This is a genomic window from Extensimonas perlucida, from assembly GCF_007655255.1.
Taxonomy (GTDB): Bacteria; Pseudomonadota; Gammaproteobacteria; order Burkholderiales; family Burkholderiaceae_C; genus Extensimonas; species Extensimonas perlucida.
In genome coordinates this window covers 57,517-71,524 of record NZ_VMYE01000006.1, presented here as the reverse complement: position 1 = coordinate 71,524, position 14,008 = coordinate 57,517, and the positions used below count along the sequence as shown (strand labels likewise).

General features: G+C 68.4%; 8 protein-coding genes. 4 read left to right on the top strand and 4 right to left on the bottom strand.

The annotated features are described in order from the left end of the window. Window positions 1–13: 13 nt before the first annotated feature. Window positions 14–1,132: an ABC transporter substrate-binding protein gene (locus FK527_RS07300; protein WP_144731785.1), complete on the bottom strand. Its 1,119-nt coding sequence runs from the start codon at window positions 1,130–1,132 to the stop codon at window positions 14–16. A gap of 120 nt (window positions 1,133–1,252) precedes the next feature. Here FK527_RS07300 and FK527_RS17230 point away from each other — a divergent pair, with 120 nt between their 5' ends. Beyond that, window positions 1,253–7,519, top strand: a complete 6,267-nt coding sequence (locus tag FK527_RS17230; RefSeq protein WP_186298404.1) for an excinuclease ABC subunit UvrA — start codon at window positions 1,253–1,255, stop codon at window positions 7,517–7,519. A gap of 30 nt (window positions 7,520–7,549) precedes the next feature. Here the strand turns inward: FK527_RS17230 and mnmA are convergent, their stop codons facing one another. Continuing rightward, a complete protein-coding gene (gene mnmA, locus FK527_RS07280; protein WP_144731782.1) occupies window positions 7,550–8,665 on the bottom strand; it encodes a tRNA 2-thiouridine(34) synthase MnmA in 1,116 nt (371 codons plus the stop codon). A 49-nt stretch (window positions 8,666–8,714) separates the two neighbouring features. Further along, on the bottom strand, window positions 8,715–9,197 hold the full coding sequence (locus tag FK527_RS07275; RefSeq protein WP_144731780.1) for an NUDIX hydrolase: 483 nt from the start codon (window positions 9,195–9,197) through the stop codon (window positions 8,715–8,717). 88 nt (window positions 9,198–9,285) lie between these two features. Between FK527_RS07275 and FK527_RS07270 the strand changes: the two genes are divergently transcribed. After that, window positions 9,286–10,098 carry a tyrosine-protein phosphatase gene (locus FK527_RS07270; RefSeq protein ID WP_144731778.1) on the top strand — a complete coding sequence of 271 codons (813 nt, stop codon included), beginning with the start codon at window positions 9,286–9,288 and terminating at the stop codon, window positions 10,096–10,098. Between the two features lie 61 nt (window positions 10,099–10,159). On the opposite strand, the gene FK527_RS07265 is transcribed toward FK527_RS07270, so the two are convergent. Further along, window positions 10,160–10,744, bottom strand: a complete 585-nt coding sequence (locus tag FK527_RS07265) for a TetR/AcrR family transcriptional regulator (RefSeq protein WP_246072706.1) — start codon at window positions 10,742–10,744, stop codon at window positions 10,160–10,162. Between the two features lie 128 nt (window positions 10,745–10,872). Between FK527_RS07265 and FK527_RS07260 the strand changes: the two genes are divergently transcribed. Then, entirely contained in the window at window positions 10,873–12,543 is a 1,671-nt protein-coding gene (locus FK527_RS07260) for an acyl-CoA dehydrogenase family protein (RefSeq protein ID WP_144731773.1), read from the top strand. A 166-nt stretch (window positions 12,544–12,709) separates the two neighbouring features. Next, window positions 12,710–14,005, top strand: a complete 1,296-nt coding sequence (locus FK527_RS07255; RefSeq protein ID WP_144731770.1) for an MFS transporter — start codon at window positions 12,710–12,712, stop codon at window positions 14,003–14,005. The last annotated feature ends 3 nt before the right edge of the window (window positions 14,006–14,008 follow it).

The following is a 14,008-nucleotide window of genomic DNA, read 5'->3' as shown; positions in this document are numbered from 1 at the left end:
GTGGGGGCGGTCCTCAGCGTAAAAATTTGCCGTCGGGGCCGACGATCGAAAGATCGGTAAATACCAGGCCCGTGTGGTCGTCCGGTGCGTAGCTCAGTTCCATCCCCCCCAAGTCGAATTTGCGGATGCTCTCGAGTGCGGTACGGAGCTTTTCGCGCGTGGGCTGCGGGCCAGCGCGCTGCAAGCCTTCGACCAGCACCTTTGCGGCGGCAAAGCCTTCCAACATGATGGGGCTCAGTTCTGCTGCGCTCTTGTTCTGCGCCTTGAGCAAGGTCTGTGCTTCCTTGACGATGGCGTAGGCGATGGAGCGCTCGCTGGGGAATACCTGGGTGATCACCACACCACGCGCGTTTTCGCCCAGGCTTTTGACGAAACCGCTCGACGCGTTGTTCGACAGAGTCACCACCTGCGCTGCGGAACCCGCGGCGCGCAAGGCCTGTACCGCATCGGCAACCGCCTTGCCCGACCCAAGCACCAGCACGGACTGAGCGTCGGTTTTGACCACCTGCTGTACCAGTGGCGCGAAGTCGGGCTTGGCGCGATCGAATTTGGCCAACACCACGGGGTTCAGCTTGGCAGCCGTCATTCCTTTCTGTGCCCCAGCCAGCGCATCGGCACCGAAACTGTCGTCGACGTACAGCACCGCGATACGCTGTACGCCAATGGTTGCCAGGTGCATTACCGCCTTTTCCGCCTCGCGCTGGTAGGAGGAGCGTACGTTGAACACGTGCTTGTTCACGGGCTGGTGGAACACCATGGCACCGGTCGAAGGGGCGATCAGGGGCACGCCGTATTTTTCGAGCAGTGGCAGGATTGCCTCGTTGTGCGGCGTGCCGCGGGTGAGAAAAAGTGCCAGCACGTTTTTCTCTTCGATGAGCTGGCGCGCATTTTCCGCAGCGAGCTTGGGGTCGAACTTATCGTCGAGCGAAATCAGCGTGATCTTCTGTCCCAACACACCACCGCGTGCGTTCACGTGATCCAGGTACAGCCTGGCGCCGGCCGTGGTCTCCTGCACGCTCGCGGCGACGATGCCCGAAAACCCCGCCGTCTGCCCGATCAGTAGATCGGCATGGGCGCATAGGCTAGCGACGGCCAGGGCAAGGCCTGCCCATAGTGACATCCAACGTTGCATTTCCTTCTCCTCTGAGGGTAGTACTCGCTGACAAACAGGTATTCAGTCTAACGGACATGACGTGAGGCACACCCCTCCTACAATGCCCCGCCTCACCCACACACGACCCCCATTGCAGCCATGACCCAGGGACTGATACGCATCCGCGGCGCGCGCCAGCACAAGCTGCAGAACCTCGACCTGGACCTGCGCACGGGCGAGCTCACCGTGGTCACGGGGCCCAGTGGCTCGGGCAAGTCGAGCCTGGTGTTCGACACGCTCTACGCCGAGGGCCAGCGGCGCTACGTCGAAACCTTCAGCGCCTACGCGCGCCAGTTTCTCGACCGCATGGACAAGCCCGCGGTGGACAAGGTCGAGGGCGTGCCGCCGGCGATCGCGATCGATCAGGCCAACCCCGTGCGCAGCTCGCGCTCCACCGTGGGCACGATGACCGAGCTCAACGACCACCTCAAGCTGCTGTTCGCGCGCGCGGGCCGGCTGTTCGACCGGCAGACCGCGCTGCCCGTTCAGCACGACACGCCCGAGAGCATCTACGCCGAGCTGCAGCGGCGCTGCGCCGCCGACGATGCGCGCATCGTGCTCACCTTTGCCGTGACCGTGCCCGCGGGCACGCCGCCCGAGCAGATCGAACAATGGCTGTCGGCGAGCGGCTTTACCAAGGTGCAGGCCGAGCGCGAAGTGCCCGGCGCGCCGGGGCAGCCGCCCGTCAAGGTGCTCGACGTGGTGGCCGACCGCTTTCGCTGGAGCGTGGCCGACAAGGCGCGCGTAATCGAGGCGATCGAGCTCGCGCTGCAGCGCGGCGGCGGGCAGCTCACGGTGTACCGCCTGCCTTCGGGTGGCAAGGACGAGGCCAAGGACGAGGCCAAGAACGAGGCCAAGAACGAGGCCAAGGGCGATGGCGACGGCGCCCCCGAGTGCTGGCGCTTTTCCAGCGGCCTGCACTGCCCTGACAGCGGCCTCCACTACCACGAGCCGCTGCCGTCGATGTTCTCGTTCAATTCCGCCGTGGGCGCGTGCCCCACGTGCCGCGGCTTTGGCCGCGTGATCGGTGTCGATTGGGGCCTGGTGATCCCCGACGACAAGCTCACGCTGCGCGCCGGCGCGATCAAGCCCATACAGACGCCCGCCTGGAAAGAGGTGCAGGCCGACCTGCTGCGCCACGCCGAGGCCGCGGGCATCCCGCGCGACACGCCCTGGAACCGCCTCACGCCCGAACAGCAGCACTGGGTGCTGCAGGGCGCGCCGGGTTGGTCGGGCCAGTGGCAAAAGCAGTGGTACGGCATCCAGCGCTTTTTCGACTACCTCGAGAGCAAGGCGTACAAGATGCACATCCGTGTGCTGCTGTCCAAATACCGCAGCTACACGCTCTGCCCGGACTGTGGCGGTGCGCGCCTGCACAGCGAGAGCCTGCTGTGGCGCGTGGGCAGCAAGGCCGCGGCCGACGCCGTGCTGGAGCCCGCGCAGCGCTTTCTGCCCGTGGGCCTGCCCTGGAGCCGCACGCAGCTCGAGGCGCTGCCGGGCCTGTGCCTGCACGACCTGATGCTGCTGCCCATCGCGCGGCTGCGGCGCTTTTTCGCGCTGCTCACCGACGAATTGCAGCAGGCGCAAAACGCTTCCGAATCAGGAGCTGCCAGCGCTTTACCCACGAGCGCCAAGGGCGGATTCGACCTGAAATCGCACGGCGAGGCGCAGGCGCTGCGCCTGCTCTACGACGAGATCGCCACGCGCCTGCGCTACCTGTGCGATGTCGGGCTGGGCTACCTCACGCTCGACCGGCAAAGCCGCACGCTCAGCGGCGGCGAGGTGCAGCGCATCAACCTGACCACGGCGCTGGGCACCTCGCTGGTCAACACGCTGTTCGTGCTCGACGAGCCCAGCATCGGCCTGCACCCGCGCGACATGCACCGCATCACCGAGGCCATGCTGCGCCTGCGCGACGCGGGCAACACGCTGGTGGTGGTGGAGCATGACCCGGCCGTGATGCTCGCGGCCGACCGCGTGATCGACATGGGGCCGGGGCCGGGCGCGCAGGGCGGGCGCATCGTCTTCGACGGCAGCCCCGCAGCGCTGCGCCAGGCCGACACGCTCACGGGCGCGTACCTGAGCGGGCGCAAGCAGGTCGGCTTCGGCTACAAGCGCCGCGTGACCGAGGCCACGCCGCGCCTGATCCTCGAAGGCGCGCGTGCGCACAACCTGCAGAACGTGACGGTGGAGTTTCCACTGCAGCGCATGGTCACCGTGACGGGCGTGAGTGGCTCGGGCAAATCGACGCTGATCCAGGACATTCTCGCGCCTGCGCTGCTGCGCCACTTCGGCAAGCCCACCGAGCCGCCGGGCGCGCACGACAGGCTGCTCGGCGCCGACCACCTGAGCGACGTGGTCTTCGTCGACCAGTCGCCCATAGGCAAGACGGCGCGCTCCAACCCCGTGAGCTACGTCGGCGCCTGGGACGCCATCCGCGCCCTGTTCGCCGACGCACCGCTCGCACGCCAGCGCGGCTACACCGCCACCAAGTTCAGCTTCAACAGCGGCGACGGCCGCTGCCCCACCTGCGGCGGCTCGGGCTTCGAGCATGTCGAGATGCAATTCCTCAGCGACGTCTATCTGCGCTGCCCCGACTGCAACGGCCAACGCTACCGCCCCGAAATCCTCGAAGTCACGATCGAGCGGAAATGGGGGTCAGAGTCGAAATTGGGGTCAGAGTCCAATTTCCCCGCCACTGCGGGCGCACCACATAAATTGGGGTCAGATTCCAATTATTCCGACGACCTCGAAAGCGGGGCGAAATTGGAATCTGACCCCAATTCCGCCAATTCTGCAGAAAAAGGCCAGAAATTGGAATCTGACCCCAATTTTGGCTTCAGGCGCCTGAACGTGGCGCAGGTGCTGGAGCTGACGGTGGCTGAGGCGGTGCAGGTGTTTGCGCAGGATCGCGAGGTGCTGCGCATGCTGCAGCCGCTCGTGGACGTGGGGCTGGGCTATCTGGCGCTGGGGCAGCCCGTGCCTACGCTGAGCGGCGGCGAGGCGCAGCGCCTCAAGCTCGCGGGCTTTCTGGCGCAGGCCGCCAAGAGCGCGTCGGTGAGCCGCCAGCCGCTCGCGCGCAAGGGCACGCTGTTTTTGTTCGACGAGCCCACCACGGGGCTGCACTTCGACGACATCGCCAAGCTCATGCGCGCGCTGCGCAAGCTCCTGGACGCGGGGCATTCGCTGATCCTGATCGAGCACAACCTCGACGTGATCCGCGCGAGCGACTGGCTGATCGACCTGGGCCCCGAAGGCGGCGACGCGGGCGGGCGCATCGTGGCCGAGGGCACGCCCGAAGACCTGCGCCAGCATCCAACCTCCCACACCGGTTGGGCGCTGCGCGACTATGACCAGACGCTGGGCCTGGGCGCAGGCGCCGTGCAGGAGGCCGCGCCAGAACTCCTGAAACAGGAGCTGCAAGCGCAAGCGGGACGGGCACTAGGGGCAAAAAACACCATAGACATCGTGAACGCCACCGAGCACAACCTGCAGCACCTGAGCGTGCAGATTCCGCGCGGGCGCTTCAACGTGGTCAGCGGCGTGAGCGGCTCGGGCAAATCGACACTGGCCTTCGACATCCTGTTCAACGAAGGCCAGCGCCGCTACCTCGAAAGCCTCAACGCCTACGCGCGTAGCATCGTGCAGCCCGCGGGCCGGCCCGAAGTCGATGCGGTCTATGGCATTCCGCCCACGGTGGCGATAGAGCAGCGCCTCTCGCGCGGCGGGCGCAAGAGCACGGTGGGCACGAGCACGGAAATCTGGCATTTCCTGCGCCTGCTCTACGTCAAGCTCGGCGTGCAGCACTGCATCCACGACGGCGCCGCGGTGCAGCCGCAAACGCCCGAGCGCATCGCCGCGCAGCTGCTGCAGCAATTCCGCGGCCAGCACATCGGCCTGCTCGCGCCGCTGGTGCAGGGGCGCAAGGGCATTTACACCGAGCTTGCCGAGTGGGCACGCACGCGCGGCTACAGCCACTTGCGCGTGGATGGTGAATTCGTACCCACGGCCCCATTCCCGCGCCTGGATCGCTTCAAAGAACATAGCATCGAGCTGCCCGTGCTGAGCCTGCACGTGACGCCCGAGACCGAAGCCCTGCTGCGTGATGGCCTCACGCGCGCGCTCGAATTGGGCAAGGGCGTGCTGCACGTGCTCGCGCCGCTCGACGGCCTGGCCGAGGCGCTGGCCGCGGGCGCCTCCACGGCCGCGGTCGGCACGCTGCAGGTGTTTTCCACCACGCGCGCCTGCCCGGTGTGCGCGACCAGCTATGCCGAGCTCGACCCGCGCCTGTTTTCGTACAACAGCAAACACGGCTGGTGCCCCGACTGCGTGGGCACGGGCGTGCTGCTGAGCAAGGAGCAGCGCAAGCTGTTCGACGATTCGCAACGCGCCGACGACGCCAAGGGCCGTGAGCAGACCTTTGCCGAGCCCGAGGTCGAAGACCTGGCCGACACCGTCTGCCCGACTTGCCAGGGCACGCGCCTGAACGCCACGGCGCGCGCGGTGCTACTGGAATTGCCGGGCGCCGGGCCGCTTGTCGACACCGACACCGACACCGACACCGACACCGACACCGACGCTGCCAGCGCCACGGCCGGTGCAGCCGCTACCGCCGGCATCGCCATCACCACCCTCGCGCGCCAGAGCGTGCGCGAACTGCGCCGCTGGTTCGCGGGGCTGCGCCTGCAGGGCCGCGCGGCCGAGATCGCGCGCGACCTGCTGCCCGAGATCCAGAGCCGCCTCGCCTTCCTCGAAGAAGTGGGCCTGGGCTACCTCACGCTGGAGCGCGGCGCGCCCACGCTCAGCGGCGGCGAGGCGCAGCGCATCCGGCTCGCGGCGCAGCTCGGCAGCAACCTGCAGGGTGTGTGTTACGTGCTCGACGAGCCCACCATCGGCCTGCACGCGCGCGACAACCGCGTGCTGCTGCGCGCCCTGCAGCAGCTGCGCGACCAGGGCAACACGCTGGTGGTGGTCGAGCATGACGAAGACACGCTGCGCGCCGCCGACCACCTCATCGACATCGGCCCCGGCGCGGGCCGGCGTGGCGGGCGCCTGGTGGCGCAGGGCAGCGTGCAAGACCTGGCCGCAGAACCTGCCTCGCAAACCGGGCGCTACCTGCTGCACGCCATGCGCCACCCGCTGCAGCCGCGCCGCCCCGTGGTGCCCGACCCGGCTTGGGAAGGCGGGCGTTCTGCAGCCCCGCAAAACGCTATGGATAAAGAAGCTGATAGCGCTTACCCCATCAGCACAAAAGCCGAATTTGACTCCGAAAACATGCAGCCCGCCGAATGGCTGCGCCTTTACGGCGCGCAGCTGCACAACCTGCAGCAGCTCGACGTGCGCGTGCCGCTGCGCCGCCTGGTCGCGGTCACGGGCGTGAGCGGCTCGGGCAAATCGACGCTCGCGCGCGAAGTGCTGCTGCGCAACGTGCAAGCCTGGGTGCAGCAGCGCAGCACGCGCGCCGGGCGCGAAGCCATGGACGCGGGGCGCGCGCCGGCACTCGTGGGCTGCACGGGGCTCGCGGGCTTCGAGACCATTGACCGCGTGCTCGAAGTCGATCAGACCCCCATAGGCAAGACGCCGCGCAGCTGCCCCGCGACCTACATCGGCTTTTGGGACACGGTACGCAAGCTGTTTGCCGAAACGCTCGAAGCCAAGGCGCGCGGCTGGGGGCCGGGGCGCTTTTCGTTCAACACCAGCGCGGGGCGCTGCACGAGTTGCGAGGGCCAGGGCATACGCACCATAGGCATGGCCTTTTTGCCCGACGTCAAAGTGCCGTGCGAAGCCTGCCACGGCGCGCGCTTCAACCCCGAGACGCTCACGGTGCGCTGGCGCGGCAAGAGCATTGGCGACGTGCTGCGCATGGAAGTCGATGAGGCGGTGGAATTCTTCGCGAGCATGCCCAGCATCGCGCACCCGCTGCAGCTGCTGCAGGACGTGGGCCTGGGCTACCTCACGCTGGGCCAGCCCAGCCCCACGCTCTCGGGCGGCGAGGCGCAGCGCATCAAGCTCGTGACCGAACTCAGCAAGGTGCGCGACGAAGTCGGGCGCCGCGGGCAAAAGGCGCCGCACACGCTCTACGTGCTCGACGAGCCCACCGTGGGCCTGCACATGGCCGACGTGCGTAGGCTCATCGATGTGCTGCACCGCCTGGTCGACCATGGCCACAGCGTGCTCGTGATAGAGCACGACCTGGACCTGATCGCCGAGGCCGACTGGGTCATAGACCTGGGCCCCGAGGGCGGCGCCGAGGGCGGGCGCATCACCGCCGCGGGCACGCCTGAAGCCGTCGCGCAACAGCCCATTCCCACGGGCCAGGCCCTCGCGCCGGTGCTCGCGCGCGGAGCGGACGGCGCGCCGGCCTGACCAGGCGCGCGCCGCCTTTGGGGTGTGAGCTTACGCGGCGTCGGCTGCCGCGATCACCCCGCCGCCCAGGCACACCTCGCCCGCGTAGAGCACGGCGCTCTGGCCGGGCGTGACGGCCCATTGCGGCGTGGCGAATGCGAGGCGGAACTGGTCGCCCTGCGTGTGCACCAGCGTGCACGCGGCGTCGGGCTGGCGGTAGCGCGTCTTGGCCGCGTAAGCGCCGGGCGCGGGCGGCTGGCCGGCGATCCAGCTGGCGTCTTGCGCGTCCAGGCGCTGCGAGAGCAGCCAGGGGTGGTCGTGCCCCTGCACCACGCGCAGCACGTTGGTGGCCAGCTCCTTGCGCGCGACGAACCAGGGCGCGTGCACAGCGCCGCCGCGCTGCGCGCCGCGCTCCTTGACGCCGCCTATGCCCAGGCCCTGGCGCTGGCCCAGGGTGTAAAAGCTCAGGCCCACGTGCTCGCCGAGCTTGCGCCCCTTGTCGTCGAGGATGGGGCCGGGCGTGTGGCGCAGGTAGCGCTGCAGGAATTCACGAAACGGCCGCTCGCCGATGAAGCAGATGCCGGTCGAGTCTTTTTTCTGCGCGTTCGGCAGCCCGATCTCGGCGGCGATGCGGCGCACCTCGGACTTTTGCAGCTCGCCCACGGGGAACAAGGTCTTGGCCAGCTGCGCCTGGTTCAGGCGGTGCAGAAAATAGCTTTGGTCTTTGCCGGCATCCAGCCCCTTGAGCAGCTCGAACCGCCCGCTCGCCGGGCTCTGGCGCACGCGCGCGTAGTGGCCGGTGGCGATTTTCTCGGCGCCCAAGCGCATGGCGTGGTCGAGAAAGGCCTTGAACTTGATCTCGGCGTTGCACAGCACGTCGGGGTTGGGCGTGCGCCCGGCCTCGTACTCGCGCAAAAATTCGGCGAACACGCGGTCTTTGTATTCGGCGGCAAAGTTGACATGTTCGATGTCGATGCCCAGCACGTCGGCCACGGCCGCGGCATCGACGAAATCGACGTTCGACGCGCAGTATGCGCTGTCGTCGTCATCCTCCCAGTTTTTCATGAAGATGCCGACGACCTCGTGCCCCTGCTGCTTCAGAAGGTAGGCCGACACGGCGGAATCCACCCCGCCCGAGAGGCCCACGACGACGCGGTATTTGTGCATGGGCGGAATTATCCCGCGCCATGCCGGCTGCGGGCAGCGGCTTGCGGCGTCAGGCGCCGTTCCACACGCTCGCGTCGGTGTGGATCAATTCGAGCGGATGGCGCTGCCCGCCCAGGTAATCGTGCAGGCATTGCAGCAGTACCGGGCTGCGGTGACGCTCGGCGCAGGCGCGGATTTCGTCGGGCGTGAGCCACAGCGCGCGCACGATGCCCTCGTCGAGCTGGCGCCAATCGTGGTGCGTGCCCACCGTGCCCGCAAAGGCGAAGCGCAGGTAGGTGATGTCGTCGCCCGTGCGCGTGCGCCGGAAGCGGTTGAGGTAAATGCCCACCAGCGCCGTGGGCGTGAAGTCGTAGGCCGTCTCCTCGAGCACCTCGCGCACGCAGGCTTCGATCGGCGACTCGCCCGGGTCCAGGTGCCCCGCCGGGTTGTTGAAGCGCAGGCCGTCGGCCGTGTCTTCCTCGACGAGCAGAAAGCGGCCGTCGCGCTCGATCAGCGCCGCCACGGTGACATTGGGTTTCCAGCGGTTCGGCATGGCGCGCATTATCGCCATGCGGCCTGAGGCTCTGGCTCGGGGCGCGGCTGACATCCCGGCGCAAAACACAAGCCGTCAAAATACCGGCATGACTTCGCCCACCACACCCTCTGCCCCCGCCGGCACGCTGCCCGCGCTCGCGCCTGACCCAGCCACCCCGCCGCGCGCCCTGGCGCTCGAAGGGTTGACGAATTTTCGCGATCTCGGTGGCTACCCTGGGCTGCAGGGGCGGCCCGTGAAGTGGCGCCGGCTGTTCCGCTCGGACCAGCTCGGCGCGCTCACGCCGGCCGACCAGCAGCGGCTCGCAGAGCTGGGCATCGCGCGCGCAGTGGACTTTCGCGGCATGCACGAGCGCGCCGCACAGCCCTACACGCTGCCGGGCGTGACGCAGTACGCGCTGCACGTCGAGCCCATGGTGGTGCAGCGTGTGCAGGAGTTGCTGCAAAAAGGCAGCGCGCCCACACCGGCCGAGACCGTGCGGCTCATGCAGGACACCTACCGCGCCTTCGTGCACGACAACGCGCCGCGCTTTGCCGAGCTGCTGCAGCTGCTGCTGGCCAGCGACGCACCGCTGGTGTTTCACTGCACCGCGGGCAAGGACCGCACGGGCTTTGCCGCCGCGCTGATCCTGCTCGCGCTCGGCGTGCCGCGCGACGTGGTGATGCAGGACTACCTGCTGACCAACGCGCTCTACCGCCCGCCGTTCCTCGCCTCGTCGAGCACGCCGCGCGAAGTGCTCGAAGTGATCTGGTTCGTGCGCGAGGATTTTCTGGACGCCGCGCTGCGCCTGATCGACGCCGAATACGGCGGCCCTGAGCCCTACCTGGAGCGCGTGCTCGGCCTGAACGCCGCGGCGCGCGCCAAGCTGGCGCAGCTGTATCTGCAGCCGCCGAACGGATAACCGCTTTGTTTTAAATAGCTGCCTGTGCTTGATATATCTGCGCAAACGGCCAAAAAGACCATTAATCTGAAAGCGTCCCGCGCACGCTGCCCAGATAAGCGTGCAAGGCCGTGCGCGCCTGCCGCGCGAGCAGGGCGCGGTCGGGCGCGGGGCTGGCGCTGAGGTAGGCGTGCGCGAACAGGCCGTACAAAATGGCCTGGCACACCTGCGCGGCCTCGCGCCGGGGAAAGTGCGGCGGCAGGTCGCCGGCCGCGTCGAACGCGCCCATCCAGGCGCCGATGAAGCGCTCGTACATCTTGCGGTACGCAGCCGCGTCCGACTGGTGGCGCTCAAGCAGGTAGTGCGCCGTCCATTCCTCGGGCGGGCCGCCGTGCGCAGCGAGCTGCGCGGCCACCACGGCATCGACGATCGCGTCCAGCGGCTGCCCGGCGTGCTGCGTCACGGCGGCGTGCTGCGCGAGCAGCAGGGACTTGGTGCGCAGGTGCAGGCTCACGCGCGCCAGGTCCTGCTTGCTCGCAAAGTATTCGTAAAAGCTCCCCAGCCCCGTGCCCGCCAGCGCCACGATCTCGCGGATGGTCACGTCGGCATAGTCTTTTTCGACCAAAAGCCGAACAAAGGCCTCCTGCAGCGCGCGGGCGGTGTGCAAGGCGCGCGACTGGCGCGGCCTTCTTCTGCGGTTTGCGGGGGTGCGGCGGGGCTTCATGAATCCGAACACCTTGGCAGGCGGTGGCCCATAGAATTTTCCGACACCAGTATCCATCATCAGGAGACCCCATGACCGCCACCCTCGCCAGCCCCCAAGCGGGCGTCCACCCCGACAACCAGGTGCCCGAGCTCAAGGACTACAACCTCTACAGCAGCGACCCGGTGCTGCGCCGCGCCGTGGCGCGCGGCGGGGCGCAGTGGCGCGAAGCGGAGTTGCTGCGCCAGGGCGCCGAATACGGCGCCGAGGCCACGCTGCGCGCCGCCGAGGACGCGAACCGCTACGCGCCCGAGCTCGTCGCCTTCGCGCCCATGGGCCAGCGCATCGACCAGATCAAGTTCCACCCCGCGTGGCACCAGATCATGGCGATCGCGCGGCGCAACGGCATCGCCAACCTGCCCTTCACCGACGCGCGCCCCTCGGCCTGGACGGCCTACGGCGCGTCGCTGTTCATGCACAGCCAGATCGAGGCCGGCTCGGCCTGCCCGACCACCATGACCAAGGCCTGCATCCCGGTGCTGCGCCGCAACGCGCCGCTGTACGCGCTCACCGCGCCGCTGCTGGCCTCGCTCGAACACGATGCGCGCGACATTCCGCTCGTGCAAAAGCGCTCCATCGCAGTCGGCATGGGCATGACGGAAAAGCAGGGCGGCAGCGACGTGCGCACCAACACCACGCGCGCCGTGCCCGCGGGCAGCGGCCCCTGGGGCGACGAATACCTGCTCACGGGGCACAAATGGTTTTTCTCGGCGCCCATGTGCGACGGCCATCTGGCGCTCGCGCGCACCGACGCGCACGGCCCGAGTTGCTTTTTCGTGCCGCGCTGGCGCCCCGACGGCAGCAAGAACCCCATCCACCTGCTGCGCCTCAAGGACAAGGTGGGCAACCGCTCCAACAGCGGCTGCGAGGTCGAGTTCCACGAGGCCTGGGGTGTGCGCGTGGGCGAGGAGGGGCGCGGTATCCCGACCATTATCGAGATGGCGACCTACACGCGGCTCGATTGCGCGCTCTCGAGCGCCGGGCTGCTGCGCCAGGCGCTGGTGCAGGCGCTGCACTATGCGCGCCACCGCCACGCCTTCGGCCGCGCGCTCGCCGAGCAACCCATGATGACCGAGCTGCTCGCCGACCTCGCGCTCGAATCCGAGGCCGCGACGCTGCTGGCCATGGACCTGGCCGGGCGCTTTGGCTCCGATGAGGCGCTCGACGGCGCGTGGCGGCGCATCATGACGCCCGCGGCCAAGTTCTGGGTCTGCAAGCGTGCCGTGGCCCTGACCGGCGAGGCCATGGAGGTCTGGGGCGGCAACGGCTACGTCGAAACCAGCGGCCCCATGGGCCGGCTGTTCCGCGAGGCGCCAGTGAATTCGATCTGGGAGGGCTCGGGCAACGTCATGTGCCTGGACGTGCTGCGCGCCATCGCGCGCCAGCCCGAGGACGCGCAGCGCCTGCTCGAGCATCTGCACGGCGTGGCCACAGCAGCCGCCGCACCGCCGCTCGTGGCGCAGGTGCGCCAGTTGCGCGCCGCGCTCGCGCAGCCGCCTGCCGAGCTCGAACGCCAGGCGCGCCGCTTTACCCAACGCCTCGCGCTCAGCGCGCAGGCCTGCCTGATGCTGCAGCACGCGAGCGCCGAGGCCGCAGGCGCCTTCATCAGCAGCCGCTTCGACCCCGACTGGGGCCCGGTCACGGGCATCAGCAGCGGCACGAGCGAGCCGGCCGCGCTGCTGCGCGCCGCCTGGGCGGGGTGAGGGGGATGCGTGGGAGGATGCAGATTGGCGTGGCCCGGACGGCTTGGTGCGGCGCGGCTGCGGCCAGATAGCAGGCCCGCCTTCCGGGTAAACCCGCATCGCTCCACCAGCGCGCCTGCCGGACACTGTGCTGCGTTGCAACTTTTTGTTCACTGTGAGCGCATCCATGGCAGCCCATCCAGTCCAATCCGTCGTCGCCAAAGCTGCGCGGCGGCTCATGCCCTTTCTCGCCCTGCTGTTCCTGCTGAGCTTCCTCGACCGCGCGAACGTCAGCTTCGCGGCGCTGGGCATGAACCAGGACCTTGGCTTCACACCCACCGTCTATGCGCTGGGCGTGGGCTTTTTCTTCTTTGGCTACGTGCTGTTCGAAGTGCCGAGCAACATGATGATCGAGAAAATCGGCGCGCGCCGCTGGATCGCGCCGCTCACCATCGCCTGGGGTTGCGTGGCCGTGCTCATGGCTTTCACCCACAGCGCGAACTCGTTCTTCACGCTGCGCTTTCTGCTCGGCATGGCCGAAGCCGGCCTGCTGCCGGGGCTGTTTCTGTACCTGACCTACTGGTTTCCGGCCGAGTACCGCGGCCGCATGAGCGCCTTCATCATGGCTGCCATGCCCGTGGCGCTGATCATCAGCGGGCCGGTGTCGGGCGCAATTTTGGGCATGGAGTCTTTGCATGGTCTGTGGGGCCTGAAAAACTGGCAGTGGATGTTCATCCTCGAAGGGCTGCCCACGCTGCTCGCGGGCCTGGCCGTGTATCGGCTCATGCCCGACCGCCCGCGTGACGCCGCCTGGCTGCACCCCGACGAAGCGCAGGCGCTCGAAGACGCCCTCGCGCGCGAAAGCCTGCAGGCCACGCCGCAGCACCGCAGCAGCCTGCGCGATGGGCTGCTGTCCTTGCCCGTCATAGTTCTGAGCCTGGCCTACTTTGGCGCCCTGATCGGCAGCTTCGGCATCATCTTCTGGGTGCCGCAAATCGTGCGCGGATTCGGCGCCTCTACGCTGCAGACGGGCTTCATCTCGGCCATTCCCTTCATCGTCGCGCTGGTCGCCATCATTGCGCTCGGGCGCTACGTGGATCGCACGGGGCGGCGTTTTTCGGTCGCCATCGCGGGGCTGCTTGCGGGCGCGCTGGGGCTGTGGATCGCAGGTGGAACCACCAATCCGGTGCTTGCCAACGCCGCGCTGAGCCTGGGCGCCGCGGGCATCATGGGTTCGACCGGGGGCTTCTGGACGCTGCCGCAGCTCTACCTCAAGGGCAGCGCGATCGCGGGTGCGTTTGCCATGATCAACTCCGTGGGCGCGCTCGGCGGCTTCGTCGGCCCCTACATCATCGGCTGGGCCAAGGAGCACTCGGGCGGCTTCGGCCTGGGCCTCACGCTGCTGAGCCTGGGGCCGCTGGCCGCCGCCGTGCTCGTGGCGCTGCTGGGCAGCGTGCGCCGGCCGCAGCTGGCGGCGGCCTGAGTG

What these genes read in the sequence shown, in the direction of transcription:
- FK527_RS07300 (WP_144731785.1), bottom strand. Translation starts at nt 1,132, where the DNA reads ATGCAACGTTGGATGTCACTATGGGCAGGCCTTGCCCTGGCCGTCGCT.
- FK527_RS17230 (WP_186298404.1), top strand. Translation starts at nt 1,253, where the DNA reads ATGACCCAGGGACTGATACGCATCCGCGGCGCGCGCCAGCACAAGCTG.
- mnmA (WP_144731782.1), bottom strand. Translation starts at nt 8,665, where the DNA reads ATGCACAAATACCGCGTCGTCGTGGGCCTCTCGGGCGGGGTGGATTCC.
- FK527_RS07275 (WP_144731780.1), bottom strand. Translation starts at nt 9,197, where the DNA reads ATGCCGAACCGCTGGAAACCCAATGTCACCGTGGCGGCGCTGATCGAG.
- FK527_RS07270 (WP_144731778.1), top strand. Translation starts at nt 9,286, where the DNA reads ATGACTTCGCCCACCACACCCTCTGCCCCCGCCGGCACGCTGCCCGCG.
- FK527_RS07260 (WP_144731773.1), top strand. Translation starts at nt 10,873, where the DNA reads ATGACCGCCACCCTCGCCAGCCCCCAAGCGGGCGTCCACCCCGACAAC.
- FK527_RS07255 (WP_144731770.1), top strand. Translation starts at nt 12,710, where the DNA reads ATGGCAGCCCATCCAGTCCAATCCGTCGTCGCCAAAGCTGCGCGGCGG.